This window comes from Bacillus sp. JHAA, from assembly GCF_036961585.1.
GTDB lineage: Bacteria > Bacillota > Bacilli > Bacillales > Bacillaceae > Bacillus > Bacillus velezensis.
Window position 1 is genome coordinate 119,897 of record NZ_JBAMDE010000002.1, and the last position, 25,774, is coordinate 145,670.

Here is a 25,774-nt window from a genome sequence, read left to right on the forward strand (position 1 = left end):
ATATTTACTTTTGTTATGGTAGCATAAATATCATACGATGTACCGTTTTCATTAAAGGAGTAAAAAAAATGATATATTTAGACAACAGCTCAACGACCGAGCCGTATGAAGAGGTTTTGGAAGTGTATAAACAGACGAGCAGCCGGTATTTCGGCAATCCTTCGTCTCTGCACCGGTTAGGAACTGAGACGGAACAGCTCCTTGAAGCGGCCGCTCAGCAAATAAAAAAAACCTTGCGTTTAAAAAATTATGATATTGTATTTACATCAGGCGCGACTGAAGCGAATAACGCTGCGTTAAAGGGAGCGGCCTGGGCAAACATGAGTAAAGGAAGGCATATCATTGCTTCGGCGATTGAGCATCCTTCTGTGACGGAGACACTTGATCAGCTGACAGAGCTGTTCGGCTTTGAAGTCACATATCTTCCGGCCGATCAAAACGGCTTCGTTTCTTTGAAAGACGTCAAATCGGCTATCAGGCCGGATACGATAATCGTCAGCGTCATGCATGTCAATAACGAAGTCGGCTCCATTCAGCCCGTAAAGGAAATCGGCGGGTTTTTGAAGCAGCACCGGAATATTCTGTTTCATGTTGATCATGTGCAGGGCATTCATAAAGTTCCGCTGTCTATAGAAGAAGCGGGCATTGACCTTTGTACCGTTTCAGGGCATAAGTTTCACGGCTTAAAAGGGACAGGAGCGCTTATCGTGAAAAAAGGAACGCGGCTCATTCCGCTTATCACGGGCGGCTCGCAGCAAAAAGGTGTCCGCGCCGGAACGGAACACACGGCAGGCGCCGTTTCCCTTGCGAAAGCGATCAATCTTTCCGCGCGTGACATGAACGAGCGGCTTTCTTCCGTGGAGGCTGCCAAGAATGCGCTCATGGAAAGGCTGAGCGGGACGGACGGGGTCGTTATCAACACCCCCGCTGAAAACAGCGCGCCGCATATCATTAATTTTTCCGTTCCGGGCGTGAAGGCGGAAGTGCTGCTGCACATGCTTGAGGAAAAAGAAATATATGTCTCCACAACCGCGGCATGTTCGGCAAGAGAGCACAAACCGAGCCGTGTTCTTCTGCAAATGAATAAAGGCGAACAGATTGCATCAAGCAGCATCAGAGTCAGCCTGAACTTCAGCCATACGGCTGACATCACAGAGCCGTTTATGGCCGCGCTGGCGCCGGCTGTTCAAAAACTAAAAAAAATGATGAGGTAGCATATGAATTACGATCATATTTTAATCCGTTTTGGTGAAATATCCACAAAAGGAAAAAACAGACGCAGTTTTATTGAAAGATTAAAACAGAATATCCGCCTGGTATTAAAGGATTATAAAAAAGTAAAATACTTTTCAAACCGGGACCGGATGTCAATTACACTTAATGGAGAAAACCCGGAGGAAATTTGTTCCTTATTAAAGAATATATTCGGCATTCAAAGCTTTAGTCTCGCAATTAAATGCGAAAGCAAGCTGGAAGACATAAAAAAAACGGCTTTAGCCGCGATAGAAGGCGAATATAAACCGGGGAATACGTTTAAGGTCGAGACCAAACGGGCTTACAAACAGTTTGAATTAGATACGAATGCGATGAACGCTGAAATCGGCGGCCATATTTTGAAAAACACGGATGGATTAACCGTCGATGTGAAACATCCCGATATTCCGCTTCGGATTGAAATCAGGGAGGAAGCGACGTTCCTGACCATTCGTAACGAAAAAGGCGCCGGAGGCCTTCCTGTCGGTTCCGCGGGTAAAGCGATGCTGATGCTTTCCGGCGGTTTTGACAGTCCGGTCGCCGGTTTTTACGCGATGAAACGGGGATTATCAGTTGAAGCCGTACATTTCTTCAGTCCGCCGTATACGAGCGAACGGGCAAAGCAGAAAGTCATGGATCTCGCGGGATGCCTCGCGAAGTTCGGCGGCAGTATGACAATTCATATCGTGCCGTTTACAAAGACGCAGGAACTCATCCAAAAACAAATCCCGGAGAACTATACGATGACGGCGACGCGGCGTCTTATGCTGCAAATCGCGGACAGAATCAGAGAAGAACGGAAAGCGCTCGCGATCATTACGGGAGAAAGCCTCGGGCAGGTAGCGAGCCAGACGCTTGAAAGCATGTATGCGATCAATGCGGTGACGGCAACGCCGATTTTACGCCCTTTAATCGGAATGGACAAAACAGAAATCATCGAGAAATCAAAAGAAATCGGCACTTATGAAACAAGCATTCAGCCGTTTGAGGACTGCTGCACCATCTTTACGCCGCCAAGTCCGAAAACACGCCCGAAAAAAGAAAAAATCGAGCACTTCGAAAGCTTCGTTGATTTTGAACCGCTGATTGCAGAGGCCGCTGCCGGCATCGAAACCATCACTGTTTACTCGGAGCAGGAAGCTCACGATAAGTTTGCCGGCCTGTTTTAAAACTGTATACAATTACCAAAGTTTTTTTGAATGAAGACATGTGTTTTATCACATTCTATACTCACAAGGAGGTGATACACATGTCACAACAATCAAACAGCGGAAACAGCAACCAGCTTTTAGTGCCAGGCGCTGCTCAAGCTATCGACCAAATGAAGTATGAAATCGCTTCTGAATTCGGTGTAAACCTTGGACCGGAAACAACTTCTCGCGCCAACGGTTCTGTCGGTGGAGAAATCACAAAACGTCTTGTCTCTTTTGCTCAGCAAAGCATGGGCGGAAGCAGCCAGCAGCAGTTTTAATCACAACTTCACATAATGGCTAAGAGAGCGGGGAATTCCCCGCTCTTTTTTCATGAGTATAGATAGAAGGCGGGAAGCAATTTATGCATATTTTTATTGTAATGGCCTATGTTTATGTATAATGGGGAAAGAAAGTGAGGAGTTGTTCGTGTTAAAACGAGAAGATTTAATCGCCCCAAAGAACTATAACCTTGTAAATGAAATCGAAAAGTTCAGCCGTTCCAAAGAGAAGAACGCGCTTATTTGGGAAGATCAAACAGGCGGTAAGAAAGTCTGGACGTATGAAAAATTGATGGAAGAAACGAATAAAATCGGAGCCCGCCTGAAAGGTCTCGGATTTGAAAAAGGCGATAAGCTGATTGTCATGGTTCCGAGAGTGCTTGAAGCGTATGCCGTTTATTTAGCGATCTTAAAAGCGGGGATGGTCGTCATTCCTTGCTCGGAAATGCTGCGCGCCAAAGACCTTGAATACCGGATCAAACACGCCGAAGTGAAAGGCGCTATCGTTTATCCTTCATTTATAAACGCGTTTGACGAGGTGAATACCGAGCAGCTGGTGACATTGTCAATCGGTGAAAATAATGTCGGCTGGAAAAACCTCCTAACGATTGAAGCGGACGGAGACAGTTTTCAAACAGCTGATACAACAAGAGAAGACATGGCGTTTTTGTCCTATACTTCAGGCACGACCGGCCAGCCTAAAGGCGTTGTACATACACACGGCTGGGCCTTTGCCCATTTAAAAACATCAGCCGGTGCATGGCTGGATATTTCTGAAGACGATACAGTGTGGGCCACCGCGGCGCCCGGCTGGCAGAAATGGGTGTGGAGCCCGCTGCTCGCAATTCTGGGAAGCGGCGCGACAGGAGTCATTTATCACGGCAGATTCAACGCCAAGACGTATTTAGAGCTGCTGGAGCGCCATCAAGTAAATGTCTTCTGCTGTACCCCGACGGAATACCGCCTGATGGCAAAAGTGGAGGAGTTGGACAAATATGATCTTTCTGCCCTTCACAGCGCAGTTTCTGCGGGTGAGCCATTAAACCGGGAAGTCATTGACGTATTCCGGAAGCATTTCGGCATTAAAGTGAGGGACGGATACGGCCAAACGGAGAGCACCCTGTTAGTCGGCGTCCTGAAGGACATGGATATTAAGCCGGGAAGCATGGGCAAACCGACCCCTGGAAATCAAGTGGAGATTATAAACGATAAAGGCGAAATATGCGAAACTGGCGAAACGGGCGATATCGCCGTGCATTTGAGCACACCGGCCTTATTCAAGGAATATTATAAAGATCCCGAAAGAACGAAAAAGCAGATTCGCGGAGATTATTTTCTTACAGGAGACCGAGCGAAAAAAGACGAAGACGGCTACTTTTGGTTTGAGAGCCGCAATGATGACATTATCGTCAGCTCCGGATATACAATCGGGCCTTTTGAAGTAGAGGACGCGCTCGTGAAGCATCCGGAAGTGAAAGAATGTGCCGTCGTGGCGAGCCCGGATGAAATCAGAGGTTCAATCGTAAAAGCTTATGTCGTTTTACAAGACGATGAAAAGCGCAGTGACGAACTTGTCAAAGAACTGCAAAACCACGTAAAAACGATTACGGCGCCTTACAAATATCCGAGAGAAATTGAGTTTGTCGAAAGCCTGCCGAAAACGGCGTCCGCAAAAATCAGACGTGTGGAGCTGAGACAGCGTGAAGAACGGCTGAAGGCTGATAAAAAAGCATAATACAGGATAAAGGGTGAGCGGGGATGAAAGCGATTTGGCACGGCGGCACCATCTATACAATGCTGGACAAGAATCATGTCACTGAAGCCGTTTATACCGAAGAAGGCGTCGTCAGGCAGACGGGCAGCTTCCGGGAGCTCCAAGGAACATACGGTGCGCCTGATACGGAGGAAATCGATTTACATGGAGCTGTGATGTTCCCGGGGTTTACGGACAGTCATATGCATTTAATCGGACACGGGGAAAAACAGCTTCGCCTCGATTTGTCGCAGCTGACGTCAAAAGAAGCGATACTGCGGGCCGCAAAAGAAGCAGAGTGTGAATTGGAAGATGGCGAATGGCTGATCGGCGAAGGCTGGGATGAAAATCTGTTTGAGCGGCCGGTTTACGTCACGAAGCATGACCTTGACCCGCTCTTTCCCGACCGCCCCGTCCTGCTGAAGCGGGTATGCCGGCACGCCGCCGCGGTTAATTCAGCCGCATTGCGCGCGGCGGGAATTACAACCGAAACACCTGATCCAAACGGCGGGATTATCGTCCGGGACGGCACCGGTCCGACAGGCCTCCTGCTGGATAAAGCCCAAGAGCTTGTGACACAGGCCCTGCCGCCCGTCTCACTTCACTATGTCAAACGCGCGCTTCAAACGGCGATTACGGACTGCTGGTCAAAAGGCCTGACCGGCGGGCATTCAGAAGATCTGGCATACTACGGAGACGCGTCCGTTCCCGTTGCCGCGTACGAGTCATTAACCGGCAGCGGCCTTTATCCTTTTCGCGCCCATCTGCTCGTACATCACGAAGCCGTCGACAGCTGGAGCGCTCTGGATAAATCGACCGGACCTTATCTGGAATACGGAGCGATGAAAATTTTTGCTGACGGCGCGCTCGGAGGCAGAACCGCTCTATTGAAAAAGGCTTACCATGATGATCCGTCTGTTTCCGGCGTTCAGGTGCATGATGACGAAACCCTTGCCGCTCTTGTTTATAAAGCGAGAGAGAAAGGGATGGAGATCGCCGTGCACGCGATTGGCGACCTTGCATTTGAAAAGGTGCTGGATGTTATCGAAAGATACCCGGCAAAGCCCGGACAGCTTGACCGGCTCATTCATGCGCAAGTATTAGATGACGGATTGATTGAAAGAGCCGCCCGGCTGCCGATCGGACTTGATCTTCAGCCGCATTTTGTGGCCAGTGATTTTCCGTGGGTGATTGACAGGCTCGGAGAAGAGCGGATGAAAACGGCTTTCGCCTGGAAAACACTGCTGTCAAAAGGGCTGCTGTGCGCCGGAGGTTCAGATGCCCCGATTGAGCCGGCCGATCCGCTTCTGGGCATTCAATCGGCTGTGCTCCGTACGAGCAAGCAGCACCCGGAAGGTCCGGCCTATTATGAAAAAGAGTGTCTGACCGTGTACGAAGCCATTCAGCTTTACACGGAGGGAAGCGCGGCCATCATCCATAAAGAACATAGCCGCGGACGGATCGCCCCCGGCTATGATGCCGACTTTACCGTACTCAGCGGTGATCCGTTCAGGACGGACCCGAAAAAGCTTCATGAATTGGAAGCGGTCAAAACCGTCGTCGGCGGCCGTATCGTATATGAAAAAGAGGACAGGCAGTGATGCCCGTCCTCTTTTTTTATGATAAAAATGATCGTTTTACTTTTTCCCAGAAAGAGTTGTCTTTCAGTTTCACCGTTTTGATTTTTTTATCGGATAGTCTAATCTCAACCTTTTTGACATTCCGCGTGCTGAGCGCTTCATTATCAAGCCCGATAATCGGATGCTCATTGCCGTCTTGCACCACCTGCAGTGTCAGCTTCCGGTCTGAGCTTAAAATAAACGAAGATCCGAGTGTACGGTATGTGTTGTTGTTCAACGATGCCAGTTCGGATACCTGCATGCAGGAAATCAAAGGATCAACAACGGCGCCTGAAACAGATTTATTGTAGGCGGTGCTGCCCGTCGGGGTGGAAATGATCATCCCGTCTCCTCTGAACGTCTCAAAATGAAGATCATCAATTAACACATCCATCACAAACGTTTTAATAATGCTTGAACGGATGGAAACCTCGTTTAAACAGTGAAAATGATTGCTGCCGTCCACCGTTACGTGAATGAGCGGGTATTTTCTGACCTCAAGCTGTTCCGCGGTCATGCTGGCCGCCATTTTTTCAGGCTCATCGCTGTGAAAATCACAGTACAAATGGGCTTTCCCTTTTTTAGCGATGCCGACATACAGGCAGTCATCACGGAATCCGGTTTTTCTGACGGCTTGCAGAAATGAGCCGTCGCTGCCGATGCTGGCGATAATTCCGGCATCCTCCGGTTGAGCCGCAACTGTAAAACCGTGCGATTCAGCAAGCTGCTTCAAAGAGCTGACTTGTTCTTTTGTTTCGTTGTTTTGTTTGTGAAAAAAATAAACATTGCGGCGAAGATCGGTCATATCCCCATTCCCCTTTGCTGTCATATTTACGTTTTTCTCCCAGCAGGTATTGTGTTAAAATACCTGTGGCAATAGTGTAACATGTTTCCTGTTTATCCGTTAAGGGAAAGCGCTTCATGAAAAAAATGAATCTTTTTTTACGGGGGAACGTACGAATATTGACAGAAAAGGAGGAGAACAAATGAATGCAAAAAGATGGATTGCGCTCGTCATCGCGCTCGGCATTTTCGGCGTATCAGTCATTGCAAGTGTGACCGTCGGGGTGCTGAAGAATATCGGAGATACAGGGTCTGACTTTGCATCACTGACAGATGACACAGAGGAAGTGACGCTGGATAAGGGCAGCCCCGGCAGTAAAATCGCCGTGCTTGAAGTGGACGGCACGATTGAGGATAACGGCGGGTCCGCTGGCCTGCTCAGCTCAGGCGGATATGATCACAGATCATTTTTAAAACAGGTTGAGCGTGCGAAAGAAGACAAAAGCGTCAAAGGAATTGTGCTGAAAATCAATTCCCCTGGCGGAGGCGTGTACGAAAGCGCGGAAATACATAAAAAACTGGAAGAACTAAAGAAAGAAACGAAGAAACCGATTTATGTATCCATGGGTTCCATGGCGGCATCGGGAGGCTACTATATTTCAACGGCCGCCGATAAAATCTATGCTTCACCGGAAACGCTCACGGGTTCACTGGGCGTCATCATGGAAAGCGTCAATTATTCCAAGCTCGCCGATGAACTCGGCATCAAGTTTGAAACCATTAAAAGCGGCGCGCATAAAGACATCATGTCCCCGACCCGCGACATGACGAAGGAAGAAAGAAAGATCATGCAGACAATGGTCAACGATTCTTATGAAGGATTTGTCAATGTCATTTCAAAAGGCCGGCACATGTCAAAAGCGGATGTGAAAAAAATTGCCGACGGCCGTGTTTACGACGGCAGACAAGCGAAAAAAATCGGCCTCGTTGATGAGCTCGGTTTTTACGATGACACGATCAGCGCGATGAAAAAGGACCATAAAAATATGAAAAACGCTTCAGTCATCACATACGAGGAAGGATTCGGATTAGGCTCGCTCTTTTCCATGAGCGCAGCGAAAATGTTTAAAAGCGAAATTGATTTTCTGAATATGAAAGAACTCATTTCGCAATCCGGTTCGCCGCGGATGATGTATCTCTATGCAAAGTAGGGGGGAAGAAAGAATGGACGCGACTTACGAAGGCTTTCACGGCAAAGAAGAGGAAGCCGAACAACAGAGGGCGCCCGAGCAGGCATATGCGGGCTTTTGGATCAGGTTTTGGGCGTTTCTTCTTGATTGGCTGGTGGTCTGGGGACTTAACCATCTCATCGTTTCACCGGTTTTCACGCTGATGAAGCTCCCGGCAACAAGCGGAATGTTTACAATCTCAGCTTATTCCGTCACAACCCTGATCGTCTACCTCGCCTATTTTGTGTTCATGACGAAATGGTTTCATCAGACACTCGGCAAGATGGTCTTCGGGTTAAAGGTCACTTCTTTGACGCCCGGAAAGCCGCTGACTTGGAGCACCGTCATTTTCAGAGAAGCGGTGGGGCGTTATATCGATAAAATCTGGATTCTCTATATCGTCATTGCGTTTACGCCCAAAAAGCAGGGCATTCATGATCTGATCGCCGACACAACGGTGATTCACGAAGCGCTGTACCGCAAATAAAAGCAGTAAACCCGGAATAAACGTCCGGGTTTATTTTTTTTGGTTTTGGCGATAATGCTGCTAAGGAAGTGAAGCTTATGGGATATGCCGCAGCAGCTGTTATTCTCATTCTCATTTTGGCCTGGCTGCTCATGAGGATGAAAATCCACCTGACTTTCGAATATCTTCACGATAAAGATAACGACAAACTGACGTTTAAAATCTCGGCCTTATACGGGCTGATCCGTATTAAAAAAACGCTGCCCGTCATTAAAGTAAACAGCGAAGACGCGTCAATTGATGTCAAACAGGACACAAAATCAGAAATGAAAGGTCAGAAAAAAGAGAAGAAAAAAATCACATATGAAGATGTCAAACAGAGCATTCACAGAATAGAAATGATTCTGCACCAAGTCTTTCAGATGCGCCAAATCGCCGCTTCATTTCTTGCGGGAGTCCGTGTTACGAAGTTCGAATGGGTGACGGTTATCGGAATAAAGGACGCCGCCGTTACGGGAATCGCCGCCGGCGGATTGTGGGCCGTAAAGGGAGGACTTACGGCGATGCTGTATGATCATCTGCGTTTCATACATGAACCGGTGTGCGAAGTCATTCCGTCTTTTCAAGTGCCTGCATCCAAGACGCATTTGCAGTGTATATTCTTTTTTCGTTTTGGACATCTTATAGGTGCAGCTTTCAAATTGCTCAAATACGGGCGGAACGGACTTTCTATCATACGAAAGAAACAGCCGGTTCCGGTTGCTTCAAAGAATGATTCATCAGTTTAAGGAGGAGCGCATATGGCAGACCATCCCATTCAAGGTTTAATGAAAACCGCTATGGAAAATTTAAAAGAAATGATTGACGTGAATACAATCATCGGCGATCCTGTTGAAACGCCTGACGGCAGCGTAATCTTAACGGTTTCAAAGGTCGGCTTCGGATTTGCGGCGGGCGGAAGCGAGTTTGGAGGAAAGCCGGCTGAAAAAAGAACCGATGATGATGAAAGAAAAGAGCAGAAGCTCCCGTTCGGCGGCGGAAGCGGCGGCGGAGTATCCATTACGCCGATTGCGTTTCTGATTGTCGGAACAAACGGCGTGCGTATGCTTCATTTAGACGAAAACACCCATCTGATTGATAAACTGTTAGACTCCGCGCCTCAAACGATTGAACGCATCCAGCATATGTTTAAAAAGAATGAAAAAGGCCGGAACCAAAAAAGAACGGATATCGATTTATAACAGAAAAGTTAACTGCCGCCCGCAGTTAGCTTTTTTTACGATGCGGCATAACCTTTGCAGTTTGCATAAAACTCGACTATGATAGAGCTATACATAGATAAAGGGAGGAATCAGAATGGCTGAAATTACATTTAAAGGCGGAGCCGTGACGCTGATCGGACAAGAAGTGAAACCGGGGGACCAAGCTCCTGACTTCACGGTTTTGACAAACGGATTAGAAGAGAAGACATTAGCAGATATGAAAGGGAAAGTAACGATCATATCCGTTATTCCTTCCATTGACACAGGCGTATGTGACGCGCAGACACGCCGCTTCAACGAAGAAGCCGCAAAACTCGGTGATGTGAACGTTTATACAATCAGCGCCGACCTTCCGTTTGCACAAGCGCGCTGGTGCGGAGCGAACGGAATTGATAAAGTTGAAACATTATCGGATCATAAAGAGATGTCATTTGGTGAAGCATTCGGTGTTCACATCAAAGAACTTCGTCTTTTAGCGCGTTCCGTATTTGTCCTTGATCAGGACGGAAAAGTCGTTTACGCGGAATACGTAAGTGAAGCGACAAACCACCCGAATTATGAAAAGCCTATCGAAGCTGCAAAAGCGTTAATCAAGTAAAGAGAGAAAAAGAGCTCCGGGTGCTGCCGCGGAGCTCTTTTCATGGCAAGGAGGAAACAGCATGCAACACGACCATGTCGGTCAGATTTATGAACTTTTAGATGAAGCCGCCCAAGTGATAGCAGAAGGCCTTCAGATTTCTTATATTGAGGGGCTTGCGGAAGCGGGAGAAATGTATTTTCTTGAAAAGGCCGACCAGCTTCCGCTTCAGGAAAAGCAAACCGGCGAGCTTAAAAGCCTGCTCGCGAAAGCAGACTTCAGAAAATGGGAGCATGAATGGATCCGCAAGGCGTTCCAGCTCGCCATTTTAAAAGGGCTGAAAGATAAGTCCCATCCGAACAGACAGATGACGCCTGATACGATCGGCATTTTCATCAGTTACCTCGTGAATAAATTTACGGGCGGCCGAAAAGGCCTGACATTGCTGGACCCCGCCTGCGGCACCGGAAATCTTCTGCTGACCGCGGCAAACCAGCTTTCTGACAAAGCGGCAAAAAGCTTCGGCATTGAAATCGACGATGTCCTTCTGAAGATCGCTTATGCTCAGGCGAATCTGCAGGAAAAAGAAATGGAGCTGTTCTGCCAGGACAGTCTTCAGCCGTTATTTATCGAGCCGGCCGATGCGGTCATCTGCGATTTGCCGGTCGGCTACTATCCGAATGACGAAGGCGCTGAAGCGTTTGAGCTGAAAGCGGATGAAGGCCACTCTTTTGCTCACCACTTATTTATTGAGCAGAGCGTCAAACATACAAAACCGGGCGGATACTTATTTTTTATGATTCCGAACCATCTGTTTGACAGCGCGCAAAGCGATAAACTGAAGCGGTTTTTTGCGGAAAAAGTGTATATCAACGCCCTTCTTCAGCTGCCGGCTACTATGTTTAAAGACGAAGCGCAGGCAAAGAGCATTTTAATCTTGCAGAAAAAAGGCGAAGACGCAAAGCCGCCGAAACAAGCGCTTTTGGCGAATCTTCCTTCTTTTGCGAACCAGCAGGCGATGCGGGAGATGATGGCAAAATTGGATCAATGGATTCAAAAAGAAAAATAATGGCGAAAAAGCAGTGTGAGATGCAAAATCCCGCGCTGCTTTTGCTTTTTAAAATGAATGGGAATCAGGACGATAACACAAATTAAGGAAAGAAAATAACATTCCGTAAGACCGTGCCGTCCATTTGGCACAAATGAAATTTATCAGAAAATATCGACTTCATATTGTAAGCGGTACCAATGTGGATGTTGACTTGAAATGCTGAGTTGACAATGTTTAAATGGAAAAGTCAGATATTTTTTAGACTGCAATTATGGTCTGGGAAAAAAGAACGAACAAACGAAGAAGAATTTTGATAGGAGCGTCATTTATGTCTAAAATTATTGCAATTAACGCAGGAAGCTCATCTTTAAAATTTCAGTTATTCGAAATGCCTTCAGAAAAGGTGCTAACAAAAGGTTTAGTAGAACGGATCGGTATCGCCGACAGCGTTTTCACAATCTCTGTTAACGGCGAAAAAAATACAGAAGTGACAGATATTCCGGATCATGCGGTTGCGGTGAAGATGCTGCTTCACAAGCTGACTGAATTCGGTATTATAAAGGATCTAAATGAAATTGACGGAATCGGCCACCGTGTGGTTCACGGAGGAGAAAAATTCAGCGATTCTGTTTTGCTTACGGATGAAACAATCCGTGAGATTGAAGAGATTTCAGAACTAGCGCCGCTTCACAACCCGGCTAACATCGTCGGCATTAAAGCCTTTAAAGAAGTGCTTCCGAATGTGCCTGCGGTTGCAGTGTTTGATACGGCGTTCCACCAAACGATGCCTGAACAATCCTACCTGTACAGCCTACCGTACGAATACTACGAGAAATACGGCATTCGCAAATACGGTTTCCACGGTACATCTCATAAATACGTGACACAGCGCGCAGCTGAGCTTCTCGGCCGCCCGCTTGAAGATTTGCGTCTGATTTCCTGCCACCTTGGTAACGGCGCAAGTATCGCGGCCGTAGAAGGCGGAAAATCCATTGATACGTCAATGGGCTTCACACCGCTTGCGGGTGTTGCGATGGGAACACGTTCAGGAAACATCGACCCTGCATTGATTCCGTACATTATGGAAAAAACGGATCAGACGGCAGATGAAGTATTAAATACGTTAAATAAAAAGAGCGGACTGCTTGGCGTATCCGGTTTCTCCAGCGACCTTCGCGATATCGTAGAAGCTTCAAAAGAAGGAAACGAAAGAGCGGAAACGGCTCTTGAAGTGTTTGCAAGCAGAATCCATAAATACATCGGTTCTTACGCTGCGAGAATGAGCGGCGTTGACGCGATTATTTTCACTGCGGGTATCGGTGAAAACAGCGTTGAAGTCAGAGAACGCGTGCTTCGCGGCTTAGAATTCATGGGTGTATATTGGGATCCTGCGCTGAACAACGTGCGCGGCGAGGAAGCGTTTATCAGCTACCCTCACTCTCCTGTCAAAGTCATGATCATTCCGACTGACGAAGAGGTCATGATCGCACGCGACGTTGTCCGCCTTGCACAGTAATGATCAAAAAAAGCACATCCTTTTAGGGTGTGCTTTTTTATTGAATGCCCCAGAATCAAACGTTACGATATGTTTATTACATAAACGATGAGGTGAAGCAATGAGTGTGCATGAACATAAACAAGAAGCCCCGTCAGCCGTGCGCTGCAAGGTGATTACAGTCAGCGACACGAGAACGAAAGAAACCGACAAGAGCGGGCGCGTCATGATGGACTTCCTCAGGGAAGCGGGATTTGAAACGGTCGCTTATGACATTGTTAAAGATGAAAAAGATGAATTGCAGAAAGCCGTTTTATCCGGCTGTATGGATGAATATACAGATGCGGTGCTGTTAAACGGAGGGACGGGCATTGCCGAAAGGGATGTCACAATTGAAGCGGTCACGCCGCTGTTTTCAAAAGAACTCCCGGGATTCGGCGAGCTGTTCCGCATGCTGAGCTATACGGAGGACATCGGTTCCGCCGCCATTTTGTCCAGAGCGGCAGCGGGTGTGATCCAAAATACCGCAGTCTTCTGCACGCCCGGCTCCTCAGGCGCCGTAAAGCTTGCAATGAGTAAACTGATTATTCCTGAACTGCCCCATGTGCTCCGGGAAATCCGAAAAGATTTATAAATGTATAAAAAGGCTCTGCTCCGCTCAAAAAATTGGGTGGGGTTTTTTTTATAAAAGGCTTGAAAAAACAGAATTTACTTGTTACAGTGTATACATACAAAATGCATTTTTATTAATTAAAACTAATTTTTATACAAAAGGGAGCTTTTAACATGGCAGAACAAAAAAAGGTTGTATTGGCATACTCAGGAGGTCTTGATACTTCTGTAGCGATAAAATGGCTGCAAGAACAGGGATACGATGTTGTTGCCTGCTGTTTAGACGTAGGGGAAGGAAAGGATTTGGCATTCGTTCAGCAAAAAGCGCTGGAAGTAGGCGCCGTAAATTCCTATGTGATTGATGCGAAGGAAGAATTCGCCCGGGAGTACGCGCTCATTTCTATGCAGGCCCATACAATGTATGAAGGCAAGTATCCGCTCGTATCTGCACTATCCCGTCCGTTAATCGCGAAAAAACTCGTTGAAGTCGCGGAAAAGGAAAACGCGGTGGCTGTAGCGCACGGCTGCACGGGAAAAGGCAACGATCAGGTGCGTTTCGAAGTATCCATTAAATCATTAAATCCTGATCTGGAGGTCATTGCTCCGGTCCGTGAGTGGCAATGGTCGCGTGAAGAAGAAATTGAATATGCCGCAAGCCGCGGCATACCGATTCCGATCAATCTTGACAGCCCGTATTCCATCGACCAGAACCTATGGGGACGCGCCAATGAATGCGGTATATTAGAAGACCCGTGGGCGGCGCCGCCTGAAGGGGCATATGACCTGACAGCATCTCTTGAAAACACGCCGGACGTTCCGGAAATCATCGAAATCGCATTTGAAGCCGGTGTTCCGGTTTCAATCGACGGCGTAACCTACCCGCTCGCTGATTTAATTCTCAAGCTGAACGAGACTGCCGGAAAACACGGCATCGGCCGGATTGACCATGTGGAAAACCGCCTGGTCGGCATTAAGTCCCGTGAAGTTTATGAGTGCCCGGGCGCCATGACTTTGATTACGGCTCACAAAGAGCTTGAGGATCTGACTTTAGTGAAAGAAGTGGCCCATTTCAAACCGGCAATTGAACAAAAACTGTCTGAAATCATCTATAACGGTTTATGGTTCTCGCCGTTAAAAGACGCGCTGCTTGCATTCTTGAAAGAAACCCAAAAACACGTCACCGGCGTCGTGCGCGTCAAGCTGTTTAAAGGCCACGCCATTGTAGAAGGACGTAAGTCGGAATATTCACTCTACGACGAAAAACTTGCGACATATACAAAAGACGATGCTTTTGACCATCACGCGGCAATCGGTTTCATTGAGCTTTGGGGGCTGCCGACGAAAGTAAACAGCATTGTGAAAAAGAAGGAGCAGATTGAAGCATGAAGAAGCTTTGGGGAGGCCGTTTTCAAAAAACACCGGAAAAGTGGGTCGATGAGTTCGGCGCATCCATCACATTCGACCAAAACTTAGTCAAAGAGGATATTACAGGGTCTCTCGCTCATGCGGCAATGCTGAAAAAATGCGGCATTCTGACGGAAGAAGAAGAAGGCGCCATCCGACAGGGGCTGCAGACCCTCCTGCAAAAAGCAGAGGAAGGAACGCTTGAATTCTCTGTTGATTATGAAGATATCCATTTGAATATTGAAAAAATGCTGATCGAAGAAATCGGACCGCTAGGCGGCAAGCTCCATACCGGCAGAAGCCGGAATGACCAGGTGGCGACCGACATGCATTTGTATTTGAAAGATCATGTCTCACATATCATCGTGCTGATTGAACATTTCCAAAAAGCGCTGATCGAAAAAGCGGAGGCCAATGTCGAGACCATTCTGCCGGGGTACACCCATTTGCAGCGGGCTCAGCCGATTTCTTTCGCCCACCATCTGCTTGCTTATTTTTGGATGCTTGAACGGGATAAAGAGCGTTTTCGCGATGCTATGAAGCGGATTAACATATCGCCGCTCGGATGCGGGGCGCTTGCCGGAACCACGTTTCCGATAGACCGTAACTATTCGGCGGAGCTGCTCGGTTTTGACTCCATTTATGAGAACAGTCTTGACGGAGTCAGTGACAGAGATTTTATTCTCGAGTTTTTAAGCGGCAGCAGCATGCTGATGATGCACCTTTCGCGTTTATCAGAAGAAATCATTCTATGGTGCTCGCAGGAATTCAGATTCATTGAACTGGATGATACGTATGCGACGGGAAGCAGCATGATGCCGCAGAAGAAAAACCCCGACATGGCGGAGCTGATCCGCGGTAAAACCGGACGCGTATACGGTGATATGATGGGGCTTTTCACGATTATGAAAGGGCTCCCGCTCGCTTACAACAAAGACCTGCAGGAAGATAAAGAAGGCATGTTTGACACGGTGAAAACCGTTGAAGGAAGCCTTCAGATTTTCACGGGCATGATTGAAACGATGAAAGTAAACAAAGACATCATGAAACAAGCGACAAAACAAGATTTTTCAAACGCGACGGAACTTGCCGATTATTTAGCTAAAAAAGGCATGCCGTTCAGAGAAGCGCATGAAGTGGTCGGCAAGCTTGTGTACAGCTGCATTGAAAAAGGAATCTATTTAAGTGATATGGCATTTGAAGAATTCCTTCAAGCCAGCAGTCTCTTTGAAGAAGACATCTATACCGTGCTCGATCCGCATCATGCGGTTGAAAAAAGAATGAGCGCCGGCGGAACGGGTTTTCAGCAGGTAGAACAGGCGCTCGTAAAAGCAAAAGCCTGCGCCGGCATTTAATTTGCTGAAATTTCCTTCATATTTTCCCGTCATATCAGACACCCTACATCTATAAAGATGGGAGGTAGAAGGAATGCGCAAAGAACAAGACCGTTACATCTATGATGAAAAAGAAAGTGAAGAAACGGCCAGGCTCATCTCAGAGGCATACGAAAGCGGTTATGTCGGCATGGAGGAAGCCTCTGCTCCTTCAGAAAATTAAGCTGTCTGTAAAGACGGCTTTTTTTTCGTGCGGACGAAGTGCAAAAAAGTGATATTGCCGTTTGTTTATAGTAAAGTAGAGGGAGAAACGTCTTGATTTTATTGAAGCGGCAACGTTGCCTGGGGAGGGTATTCAATGTGCGACATGCTCTAATCACTGCCGGTACAAAGGGATTGGGCCGAAAAGTGACTGAAATGCTTCTGGAAAAAGGCTTTTCTGTCACAGTGAATTACAGACAAGACGAAGAAGCGGTCGCCTGTCTGAAGGCGGATTATCCCGGGTGCCATGACAGATTGCAATTCGTTAAGGGCGATGTAACCCGGAAAGAAGATCTCAAGCGGATCGCCGATGCAGCCCTTCAGCGGTTTGGAAGGATTGACATACTGATTAACAATGCCGGACCGTACATATTTGAGCGCAAAAAGCTTGCCGATTACTCCGATGACGAATGGTATGACATGCTTGAAGGGAATTTAAGCGCCGTTTTCCATCTGTTTAAAGCGGTTATCCCGGTCATGAGACAGCAGCGGTTCGGCCGGATTATTACATACGGTTTTCAAGGAGCGGACCATGCCCCCGGCTGGCTTCACCGTTCCGCTTTCGGAGCGGCTAAAGTCGGGTTGGCTTCGTTAACGAAAACCATTGCGATTGAAGAAGCTGAATCAGGCATTACGGCCAATATGGTCTGCCCGGGTGATATTGTAGGAGATATGAAAGAAGCGTCTATAGAGGAAGCAAGACGGAAAATCGGCAAAGAAAAGACGCCGATCGGCAGGTCCGGAACCGGAGAGGACATTGCGAGAATCATCGCCTTTTTATGTGAAGATGATTCCGATCTTGTAACCGGAACGATCATTGAAGCAACAGGCGGGCTGAATGTGATTAACAGGCATCAATCCCTGTAAGTTTTTTCGTTTGTCAAAAAGGGAACTTGATAAATATTAATTTTTTATGAGGTGAAAACGATGAAAGTGACTTATCACGGACATTCTGTCATTCAAGTGGAAACGAAAACCCATAACATTATTTTTGATCCGTTTCTGACCGGAAACAGTCTGACAAATTTGAAACCGGAAGAAGTGAAAGCGGATGTCATCCTGCTTACTCACGGACACAATGACCATGTCGGAGATACAGAGCAGATCGCTAAACAAAACGATGCGCTCGTTATTGCGCCGAATGAGCTGGCCGTTTATCTCGGCTTTAAAGGTTTAAAGGTCCACCCGATGCATATCGGAGGGGCGCGCCAATTTGATTTCGGTAAAGTGAAACTGACACAGGCATTCCACGGATCGGCGGTCACTGATGAAGAAAACAAAACCATTACGTACACGGGGATGCCGGCCGGGATTTTATTGACGATTGACGGCAAAACGATTTTCCACGCCGGGGACACGGCGCTGTTCTCTGATATGAAACTGATCGGGGAACTGAATCACATTGACCTGGCGTTTCTGCCGATCGGTGATAACTTCACCATGGGCCCTGAAGATGCGAAACTCGCGGCTGAATGGCTGAGAGCGAAACAGGTCGTTCCCGTTCATTACAATACATTTCCTGTCATTGAACAGGACCCTGACGCTTTCGCCGAAAGTCTGCCCGGAGGCGTCGGCAAAGTCATGGCGGTCGGCGAGACCATTGAGCTTGCCTGACATATGTGTCAAAGACCTTCTGAATCAAGCATTCAGAAGGTCTTTTTGTGATGCCGCCTTTTTTCGGGCGTCTCATTGCGAATGAATCCCTCGTACCCTTATAATAAAAGCAGAAGACTGTCCTTAGAGGTGAAACGCTTGGCAACAAAGCATGAACAAATCATATCATACATAGATTCGCTTCCTGTCGGTGAAAAAATTTCGGTCAGAAGAATTGCGAAAGAAATGAAAGTCAGTGAAGGAACGGCTTACAGAGCCATTAAGGAAGCCGAAAACAAAGGATTCGTTTCCACTATTGAACGTGTGGGGACCATCCGGATTGAACAGAAGAAAAAAGAAAATATTGAAAAGCTGACATACGCCGAGGTCGTCAATGTGATAGACGGCCAGGTGCTCGGCGGAAAAGCCGGTCTGCATAAAACGTTGAATAAGTTTGTGATCGGCGCGATGGAGCTTGACGCGATGATGCGTTATACGGCGGCGGGGAACCTGTTAATCGTCGGGAACCGAATCAACGCCCACCGTCAGGCGCTTGAAGCGGGCGCGGCTGTTTTGGTAACAGGAGGGTTTAATACCGACGACAGCATTATCGAGCTGGCCGATATGCTTGAGCTTCCGATTCTCTCCACGAGCTACGATACCTTTACGGTAGCCGCGATGATCAACCGGGCGATCTATGATCAGCTCATAAAAAAAGAGATTGTGCTCGTGGAAGACATTTTGACGCCCGCAGATCGGACAGTGACGCTGTCCCCTAAGGATAAGCTGGAGAAATGGTACGAAAAAAACTATGAAACCGGACACGGCCGCTTCCCGGTTATCGATCAGCAGATGAAAATCCACGGAATCCTCACATCGAAAGATATCGCGGGGCATGACCGGTCAGTTCCGATTGAAAAAGTAATGACCAAAAACCCTGTCACGGTGATCGGGAAAACATCTGTCGCCTCAGCGGCTCAAATGATGGTTTGGGAAGGAATTGAAGTGCTTCCGGTGACAGACGGGCATCACAAATTGATCGGAATGATCAGCCGCCAGGATGTCTTAAAAGCGCTTCAAATGGTTCAAAAGCAGCCTCAGGTCGGGGAAAAGCTGGATGATATTGTTTCAAGGGGATTTAAAGAAGACGAAGATGACAAAACGCCGGCCGTTTATCAATATGAAGTCACGCCGCAAATGACCAATCAGCTCGGCACGATTTCTTACGGGGTGTTTACGACGATTTTAACCCAGGCCGCCAGCCGATTTTTACGCTCCCGCAAACGCGGCGAGCTGGTCATTGAAAGCATTACGATTTTCTTCCTGAAGCCCGTACAGATGGAGTCGGTCATTGAAGTGAAACCGCGCATTTTAGAGGCGGGCCGGAAATTCGGGAAAATGGAAGTGGAAGTGTCAAGCCAAAGCGGCATCGTTTCAAAAGCGATGCTCATGGTGCAGCTGATGGAGAGAAGTTAAGGGACGCACCCGGGTCCCTTGGCATTCATTATGCGTGGTCCCTCTCCGCTTCCTTTGCATGGATGGGCTCATAATGCTTATAGGCTCTATACCCGGCCCATGCGCTGCCTGCTCCGATTAAAATGAAGACGCCGCCGATGACCAGAGTCAGGACGGAGTGAAACAGAATCATTTGGTTTACTCCGTACAAAAACACCAGCGCGCCTAATGCCATACTTGATTTAGCCGAAAAACATTCTTTCTCCAGCGCCCGTTTCGTCTGGATTCCTTTTACTTTGTAATACACGTAAAAGCAGGCAGAAAGCCCGATGAGAAAAACAAAAACCAGCATAAATGAAATCCTCCATTATATGAGTTTGCAAAACCGTTTATACCGTTGCTGAAAGATTTTCCTTTTCCATGGATAAAGAGTATGATTAAATGAATAAAAACGAAAAGGAGAAAGCGATGAAATCCGAACTGATCAGAACCATATCATTATATGACACCATTATCTTACATAGACATGTGAGGCCTGACCCGGACGCCTACGGTTCACAGTGCGGCCTTACGGAAATCCTGCGGGAAACGTATCCCGAAAAAAATATTTTTGCCGTCGGACAGCCTGAGCCGTCCTTGTCTTTTTTATATTCCCTCGATGAGGTGGATGACGAAACCTATAAAGATGCTCTTGTCATCGTGTGCGACACCGCAAACCAAGGCAGGGTCGACGATCAGCGCTACCATTCCGGCGCAAAGCTCATGAAAATAGACCACCATCCAAATGAAGATCCGTATGGCGATCTGTTATGGGTCGATACGAATGCAAGCTCCGTAAGCGAAATGATCTATGAGCTGTACCTGGAAGGAAAACAGCACGGCTGGAAACTGAATACGAAAGCAGCTGAGTTGATCTACGCGGGTATCGTCGGTGATACGGGGCGCTTCTTATTCCCGAACACCACAAAAAAGACATTAAAATACGCGGGAGAGCTCATTGAGTTCCCATTTTCATCGTCAGAGCTGTTCAATCAATTGTATGAAACAAAATTAAATGTGGTGAAGCTTAACGGCTTTATTTATCAAAATGTGTCACTGTCTGAAAACGGCGTCGCTTCCGTGTTCATTAAAAAAGACATTTTGGAGACATATGGAACCACCGCTTCTGAAGCGTCGCAGCTTGTCGGAACACTCGGAAATATTTCGGGTATCCGCGCTTGGGTGTTTTTCGTAGAAGAAGACGATCAAATCAGAGTCCGGTTCCGTTCAAAAGGTCCGGTCATCAACGGAATTGCCCGGAAATACAATGGCGGCGGACATCCGCTTGCGGCCGGCGCATCCATCTTCAGCTGGGATGAAACCGATCAGATTCTTGCTGATCTGGAAGAGGTATGTAACGAACACAAGTAGAGGGGAGACCCTCTTTCTTAGTGTTCATCTGTCACGGGGATGAACCAGCAGCCGAAATCAGTCAGGTCTTCGTAGACGCGGAGATTACAGATTTGGAGTTCTTTTTTTATGAGGGAAGCGAGTGTGTCTGTTTCTGCATATGCGGAATAGCCTTGTCTGATTCGGGCTGCATGATCTTTTGCCAAGCGTCGTTCACTAAAAACCTCCATTTTCCCTTCCTCCCTTCAGAATCATTGAAAATGTCTCATCTACAGTTTATAAAAAAGCGGAGAAAAAAGCGACAGATCTATGGAAAATTTTTAAAAATGACATAATTACGTCGCAAAAGAAATATGAATTTCGACAGACAATCTCGTATAAATCGTCAGTTCCTTTACTTCAGCTTTAAATTCCTTCTCATTTATGGTGTATATTTTGTTTTCGATCGTCCGTTTTAAAAGCTCCTTTGTTTTATACACGCTTTCAATATCTTTTGTGATGACTTCAGAAATGTTATCTTTCACTTGTTCCTCAAATTTCATCTTGTCAGGCTGGGCGATTCTGTATTTTTCCCCATTGATCAGCTTCACATCAACACTTTGGATGAGAAGTCTTTGCTTATTATCCTCATTTAATTTATGAAGATCCTTCTGATAGATGGAGATTTGGTTTTTTAAATCCCGCGCGTGCTCACGCTGCTTTTCAATTAACGTCACTTGTTCTTCCTGAAACGTTCCGTATGTAAACAGAAAGAACAGCCAGCTGACGATGGCTCCGCACATCATTCCCGCGAAAAAACGCTGCCATCCCGGTTTTTTATAATACTCGGGAATTCTCATGATGACATATTCTCCTGGGTCAGCCATGAAATAATCAGCCAGCCGGTCTGCGCGCCGCCCATTGCTGAAATAATTAAAAGAAGCTGTTTGAAAATGTCGCGCGTGTTGCCTTCAAACAGCCCCCGCTCGAAACTGTATACCGCGTCAAATGTTCCCCCGATCGCCGCGACAAGCGCCCAGATCTTCAGCCTGTTCGCCAATTTTGTGATCGCCGTCAGCGGAGGCTCGCCTGATAAATAAGCTCCGAGGCCGCCGATCAGCGCGCCGCCGAGCAACACACCGAGGGCGATAAAATAACTGCTGATGAAATTCGCCATAAATCCGGCTTCCTGATCCATATATACACCACCTCACTTTTCTATCATATTGAGCGAAACGGACAAGTATGATGATGAGTCAAAAAAGAACATTTGTTTCTTAAGAAAACCCGTCTTATAATGTAGAAAGGCAAAATGAACGTATGGGAAAGGAGTGGCGGCATTGTCTTTTGTTCACCTGCAAGTACATAGCGGCTACAGTCTGTTAAACAGCGCCGCTTCTGTAAAAGAGCTTGTTACACAAGCGAAGGAACTCGGATATTCATCATTGGCGCTGACGGACGAAAATGTGATGTACGGCGCCATTGAGTTTTATAAAGCATGCAAATCAAACGGAATTAAGCCGATTATCGGTCTGACGGCTTCTATATACACGGACGATACGGAGCTTGAAGCACATCCGCTCATTCTTTTAGCAGAGACAAACACCGGATATCAGAACCTGGTGAAAATCTCAAGTGCGCTGCAATCCATGGCAAAGGGCGGCATGAAGCGAAAATGGATGAAGAGCTATCATGAGGGGCTGATCGCCATTACGCCCGGTGAAAACGGCTACATTGAAAGCCTGCTTCAAGCCGGGAAGTTTGAAGAAGCAGTCCGGGCTGCCGAAGGATTCCGGGAGCTGTTCGGAGACGGCCGTTTTTATTTAGGGTACCAGCCGTTTAAAGGACATGAGACGTTATCAGAAGAGATTCTCCGCCTGTCAGCCGAGACGGAAATCGCTGTCTGCGCTGCGGGGGATGTCCGTTATATCAAGAAAGAAGATCAAGATGCGTACCGCTGTCTGTGCGCTATTAAAGCCGGAGAGAAGTGGGAGGATCAGAGCGGGAATCTGCCGGACTTATACTTGAGGGCGCCTGAAGAAATGGCAGAGCTTTACACGCGGCATCCGGAAGCGATTGAAGCAGCCGCGCGTATCGCCCGGCAATGCCGGGTCGATGTCAGCCTCGGACAGACACAGCTTCCGTCTTTTCCGGCGCCGGACGGCAAATCAGCCGATGACTATTTGGCGGAGATCTGTCATGAGGGGCTGCGCCTCCGTTTCGGTACTCCTGATGAGCGCGCTGTCCGCCGGCTTGAATACGAGCTGGACGTCATCAGGCGCATGAAATTCAGTGATTATTTTCTCATCGTATGGGACTTTATGAAGTACGCGCATGAAAAGGGCATTGTGACAGGCCCGGGAAGGGGGTCCGCGGCAGGATCGCTTGTCGCTTACTCCCTTTTCATTACCGACGTGGATCCGCTTAAACATTCTCTGCTGTTTGAGAGATTTCTTAATCCCGAGCGGATCAGCATGCCGGATATTGATATCGATTTCCCTGACACGAGAAGGGATGAGGTCATTCAGTATGTACAAAATAAGTACGGGGCCATGCACGTCGCCCAGATTATCACCTTCGGGACATTGGCCGCAAAGGCGGCGTTAAGGGATACCGGGAGAGTGTTCGGAATCAGCCCGAAAGAAGCCGACCAGCTTGCCCGCCTGATTCCGTCAAAACCGGGAATGACGCTTGATGAAGCGAGGCGGCAGTCCGCTCAGCTGAAGAGGAGGCTGTCCGAATCCGCCGTTCTTCATAAAGTGTTTCAGATCGCAAGGAAAATTGAAGGTCTTCCGCGGCACACGTCAACACACGCGGCGGGGGTCGTTCTCAGTAAAGAGCCGCTTTCGGAAGTTGTCCCTCTTCAAGAAGGGCATGACGGCGTGTATTTAACGCAGTATGCGATGGATCACTTGGAAGATCTCGGTCTTTTAAAAATGGACTTTTTAGGTTTGCGCAACCTTACGCTTATTGAATCCATTAAAACGATGATTGAAAAAGAGACGAATACGAAAATTGATTTTTCCGAGATTTCTTATCAGGATGAAAAAACGTTCTCACTATTGTCAAACGGTGATACGACGGGTATTTTCCAGCTGGAATCATCAGGAATGAGAAACGTGCTGAAGCGCCTGAAGCCGTCAAGACTGGAAGACATTGTCGCGGTTAACGCGCTTTACAGGCCGGGACCGATGGAAAATATTCCGTTATTTATCGACCGGAAGCACGGGCGGGCGCGTGTGGAAGTGCCGCACGAGGACGTACGAAATATTCTCAGTGACACTTACGGCGTCATCGTCTATCAAGAGCAGATAATGATGATCGCCTCGCGCATGGCAGGGTTTTCATTAGGTGAAGCGGATCTGCTCAGACGGGCTGTCAGCAAAAAGCAAAAGGACATTCTGGACAGAGAGCGAAGCCATTTTGTTGAAGGGTGCTTAAAAAAGGAGTATTCTGTAGTCACTGCAAACGAGGTCTACGATCTGATTGTAAAATTCGCTAACTACGGATTCAACAGAAGCCATGCTGTCGCATACAGCATGATCGGCTATCAGCTCGCCTATTTAAAAGCGCATTATCCGTTATATTTTATGTGCGGGCTGTTGACGAGCGTCATCGGCAATGAGGACAAAATATCGCAATATCTGCATGAAGCGAAGGGGAGCGGGATTCAAGTCCTTCCGCCGTCAATAAACAAAAGCGGTTTTCCGTTTGCGCCGGAAAACGGAGCCGTCAGATACAGTTTGCGGGCCGTTAAAAACGTAGGCGTCTCGGCAGTGAAAGATATTTATAAAGCAAGAACACATAAACCGTTCGAGGATCTTTTCGATTTCTGCTTTCGCGTACCCGCAAAAAGCGTGAATCGGAAAACCATCGAAGCCCTTATATTTTCTGGCGCCATGGACGAATTCAATCAAAATCGCGCCGCCTTGCTGGCCTCCGTTGATGTGGCTTTAGAGCACGCTGAACTTTTTCGTGCAGACGATGACCAAATGGGATTGTTTTTGGAAGAATCGTTCTCCATTAAGCCAAAATATGTAGAGGCTGAGGAATTTCCGCTCGTGGACAAGCTTCGGTTCGAAAAAGAAGCTCTCGGTGTTTATTTCTCAAGCCATCCTTTGTCTGCTTTCAGGGATCTCCTGAAAAAACGGGGGGCGCAAGCGATCACAGCAGCGCGGCAGATGCCGAAGGGGCAGCTGTCAATTGGCGCTTTGCTCGCGGGCATTAAAACGATTCGGACAAAGACAGGTCAGCATATGGCGTTTCTCACATTAAGCGATGAAACGGGAGAAATGGAAGCCGTCGTGTTTCCTGACCAATATAGAAGGCTGTCTCCGCTGTTAGAAGAAGGCGCGCTATTATTCGCCGCCGGAAAAATGGAAGAGCGTCAGGAGAAGACACAATTCATCATGTCATCTTGCTCTCTTCTTGAGCAGACGGAGGCAGACAGAGCGCCGTCTGTTTACATCAAAATCGAAGGCATCCGGCACAATCAGGAGTTTTTGGAAAAGATGAAGCGTATTTTACTGGAGCATAAAGGGGAAACCGGCGTTTATCTATATTATGAAAAAGACAAGCAGACGATCAGGCTGCCGGATACTTTTCATATTCAGGCGGACCATCAGGCGTTATACCGTTTAAAAGAGCTGCTGGGCCGCGAAAACGTCGTGTTAAAATAGTGGTAACAATAATCGTTTTGTTATACAATTGAAACAATTGTGCTATCTTATTTAAAGATTCTGAAATTTTTCACCTCCAGCGATTGTACCAGTCTATGCGGCAGAATA

The 25,774-nt window shown here is 47.4% G+C and carries 26 protein-coding genes; 21 read left to right on the forward strand and 5 right to left on the reverse strand.

Annotated elements, in window-relative coordinates; all coding sequences use genetic code 11:
• The first annotated feature begins 68 nt into the window (after window positions 1-68).
• The 5 genes from V7728_RS04480 (at window position 69) to V7728_RS04500 (ending at window position 6,079) form a co-directional block, all read left to right on the forward strand.
• Window positions 69-1,214, forward strand: coding sequence for a cysteine desulfurase family protein (locus V7728_RS04480; RefSeq protein WP_099567009.1), 1,146 nt, complete (start codon window positions 69-71; stop codon window positions 1,212-1,214).
• Window positions 1,215-1,217: 3 nt separating this feature from the next.
• The gene (gene thiI / locus V7728_RS04485) at window positions 1,218-2,423 is read left to right on the forward strand and encodes a tRNA uracil 4-sulfurtransferase ThiI (protein ID WP_099567008.1); all 1,206 of its coding nucleotides are present in this window, start codon (window positions 1,218-1,220) and stop codon (window positions 2,421-2,423) included.
• 80 nt (window positions 2,424-2,503) lie between these two features.
• Entirely contained in the window at window positions 2,504-2,725 is a 222-nt protein-coding gene (locus V7728_RS04490; protein WP_007408043.1) for an alpha/beta-type small acid-soluble spore protein, read from the forward strand.
• Between the two features lie 148 nt (window positions 2,726-2,873).
• Window positions 2,874-4,460, forward strand: a complete 1,587-nt coding sequence (gene mbcS, locus V7728_RS04495; RefSeq protein WP_012118182.1) for an acyl-CoA synthetase MbcS — start codon at window positions 2,874-2,876, stop codon at window positions 4,458-4,460.
• 23 nt (window positions 4,461-4,483) lie between these two features.
• Window positions 4,484-6,079: an amidohydrolase gene (locus tag V7728_RS04500; RefSeq protein ID WP_038459494.1), complete on the forward strand. Its 1,596-nt coding sequence runs from the start codon at window positions 4,484-4,486 to the stop codon at window positions 6,077-6,079.
• Window positions 6,080-6,095: 16 nt separating this feature from the next.
• Here V7728_RS04500 and V7728_RS04505 read toward each other — a convergent pair whose 3' ends face one another.
• Entirely contained in the window at window positions 6,096-6,902 is an 807-nt protein-coding gene (locus V7728_RS04505) for an NAD kinase (RefSeq protein WP_025285105.1), read from the reverse strand.
• A 181-nt stretch (window positions 6,903-7,083) separates the two neighbouring features.
• Here V7728_RS04505 and sppA point away from each other — a divergent pair, with 181 nt between their 5' ends.
• From sppA to V7728_RS04575, 14 genes are all read left to right on the forward strand, one after another.
• On the forward strand, window positions 7,084-8,091 hold the full coding sequence (gene sppA, locus V7728_RS04510) for a signal peptide peptidase SppA (protein ID WP_003152419.1): 1,008 nt from the start codon (window positions 7,084-7,086) through the stop codon (window positions 8,089-8,091).
• A 13-nt stretch (window positions 8,092-8,104) separates the two neighbouring features.
• The gene (locus V7728_RS04515) at window positions 8,105-8,596 is read left to right on the forward strand and encodes an RDD family protein (protein WP_038464156.1); all 492 of its coding nucleotides are present in this window, start codon (window positions 8,105-8,107) and stop codon (window positions 8,594-8,596) included.
• A gap of 77 nt (window positions 8,597-8,673) precedes the next feature.
• A complete protein-coding gene (locus V7728_RS04520; protein WP_038464154.1) occupies window positions 8,674-9,363 on the forward strand; it encodes a DUF2953 domain-containing protein in 690 nt (229 codons plus the stop codon).
• A 12-nt stretch (window positions 9,364-9,375) separates the two neighbouring features.
• On the forward strand, window positions 9,376-9,816 hold the full coding sequence (gene ytfJ, locus V7728_RS04525; RefSeq protein ID WP_003152423.1) for a GerW family sporulation protein: 441 nt from the start codon (window positions 9,376-9,378) through the stop codon (window positions 9,814-9,816).
• Between the two features lie 115 nt (window positions 9,817-9,931).
• A complete protein-coding gene (gene tpx, locus V7728_RS04530; RefSeq protein WP_007613091.1) occupies window positions 9,932-10,435 on the forward strand; it encodes a thiol peroxidase in 504 nt (167 codons plus the stop codon).
• A 61-nt stretch (window positions 10,436-10,496) separates the two neighbouring features.
• Complete coding sequence (locus tag V7728_RS04535; RefSeq protein WP_082998831.1) at window positions 10,497-11,483, forward strand: class I SAM-dependent methyltransferase; 987 nt, start codon at window positions 10,497-10,499, stop codon at window positions 11,481-11,483.
• 310 nt (window positions 11,484-11,793) lie between these two features.
• Window positions 11,794-12,981: an acetate kinase gene (locus V7728_RS04540; protein ID WP_007408053.1), complete on the forward strand. Its 1,188-nt coding sequence runs from the start codon at window positions 11,794-11,796 to the stop codon at window positions 12,979-12,981.
• Window positions 12,982-13,081: 100 nt separating this feature from the next.
• Window positions 13,082-13,594: a MogA/MoaB family molybdenum cofactor biosynthesis protein gene (locus V7728_RS04545; protein ID WP_007408054.1), complete on the forward strand. Its 513-nt coding sequence runs from the start codon at window positions 13,082-13,084 to the stop codon at window positions 13,592-13,594.
• Window positions 13,595-13,746: 152 nt separating this feature from the next.
• Window positions 13,747-14,958: an argininosuccinate synthase gene (locus V7728_RS04550; protein WP_003152428.1), complete on the forward strand. Its 1,212-nt coding sequence runs from the start codon at window positions 13,747-13,749 to the stop codon at window positions 14,956-14,958.
• On the forward strand, window positions 14,955-16,331 hold the full coding sequence (argH, locus tag V7728_RS04555; RefSeq protein ID WP_082998830.1) for an argininosuccinate lyase: 1,377 nt from the start codon (window positions 14,955-14,957) through the stop codon (window positions 16,329-16,331). Before V7728_RS04550 ends, argH begins: the two co-directional genes overlap by 4 nt.
• Before the next feature lie 73 nt (window positions 16,332-16,404).
• A complete protein-coding gene (locus tag V7728_RS04560) occupies window positions 16,405-16,533 on the forward strand; it encodes a hypothetical protein (RefSeq protein WP_007408056.1) in 129 nt (42 codons plus the stop codon).
• Window positions 16,534-16,670: 137 nt separating this feature from the next.
• Window positions 16,671-17,438, forward strand: coding sequence for an SDR family oxidoreductase (locus tag V7728_RS04565; protein WP_043021560.1), 768 nt, complete (start codon window positions 16,671-16,673; stop codon window positions 17,436-17,438).
• A 60-nt stretch (window positions 17,439-17,498) separates the two neighbouring features.
• Entirely contained in the window at window positions 17,499-18,185 is a 687-nt protein-coding gene (locus V7728_RS04570; RefSeq protein WP_007408057.1) for a metal-dependent hydrolase, read from the forward strand.
• Between the two features lie 138 nt (window positions 18,186-18,323).
• Entirely contained in the window at window positions 18,324-19,640 is a 1,317-nt protein-coding gene (locus V7728_RS04575) for a CBS domain-containing protein (protein WP_082998829.1), read from the forward strand.
• A 28-nt stretch (window positions 19,641-19,668) separates the two neighbouring features.
• Here the strand turns inward: V7728_RS04575 and V7728_RS04580 are convergent, their stop codons facing one another.
• On the reverse strand, window positions 19,669-19,971 hold the full coding sequence (locus tag V7728_RS04580; RefSeq protein WP_012118174.1) for a YtpI family protein: 303 nt from the start codon (window positions 19,969-19,971) through the stop codon (window positions 19,669-19,671).
• A 116-nt stretch (window positions 19,972-20,087) separates the two neighbouring features.
• Here V7728_RS04580 and V7728_RS04585 point away from each other — a divergent pair, with 116 nt between their 5' ends.
• Window positions 20,088-21,029 carry a DHH family phosphoesterase gene (locus V7728_RS04585; RefSeq protein ID WP_003152435.1) on the forward strand — a complete coding sequence of 314 codons (942 nt, stop codon included), beginning with the start codon at window positions 20,088-20,090 and terminating at the stop codon, window positions 21,027-21,029.
• 17 nt (window positions 21,030-21,046) lie between these two features.
• On the opposite strand, the gene V7728_RS04590 is transcribed toward V7728_RS04585, so the two are convergent.
• The 3 genes from V7728_RS04590 to V7728_RS04600 form a co-directional block, all read right to left on the reverse strand.
• The gene (locus tag V7728_RS04590; RefSeq protein WP_007408061.1) at window positions 21,047-21,238 is read right to left on the reverse strand and encodes a hypothetical protein; all 192 of its coding nucleotides are present in this window, start codon (window positions 21,236-21,238) and stop codon (window positions 21,047-21,049) included.
• A 105-nt stretch (window positions 21,239-21,343) separates the two neighbouring features.
• On the reverse strand, window positions 21,344-21,847 hold the full coding sequence (gene ytrI, locus V7728_RS04595; protein ID WP_007408062.1) for a sporulation membrane protein YtrI: 504 nt from the start codon (window positions 21,845-21,847) through the stop codon (window positions 21,344-21,346).
• Window positions 21,844-22,185 carry a YtrH family sporulation protein gene (locus tag V7728_RS04600; protein ID WP_003152438.1) on the reverse strand — a complete coding sequence of 114 codons (342 nt, stop codon included), beginning with the start codon at window positions 22,183-22,185 and terminating at the stop codon, window positions 21,844-21,846. Before V7728_RS04600 ends, ytrI begins: the two co-directional genes overlap by 4 nt.
• Window positions 22,186-22,327: 142 nt before the next feature.
• Here V7728_RS04600 and dnaE point away from each other — a divergent pair, with 142 nt between their 5' ends.
• Window positions 22,328-25,666 carry a DNA polymerase III subunit alpha gene (gene dnaE, locus V7728_RS04605; protein WP_099567007.1) on the forward strand — a complete coding sequence of 1,113 codons (3,339 nt, stop codon included), beginning with the start codon at window positions 22,328-22,330 and terminating at the stop codon, window positions 25,664-25,666.
• The last annotated feature ends 108 nt before the right edge of the window (window positions 25,667-25,774 follow it).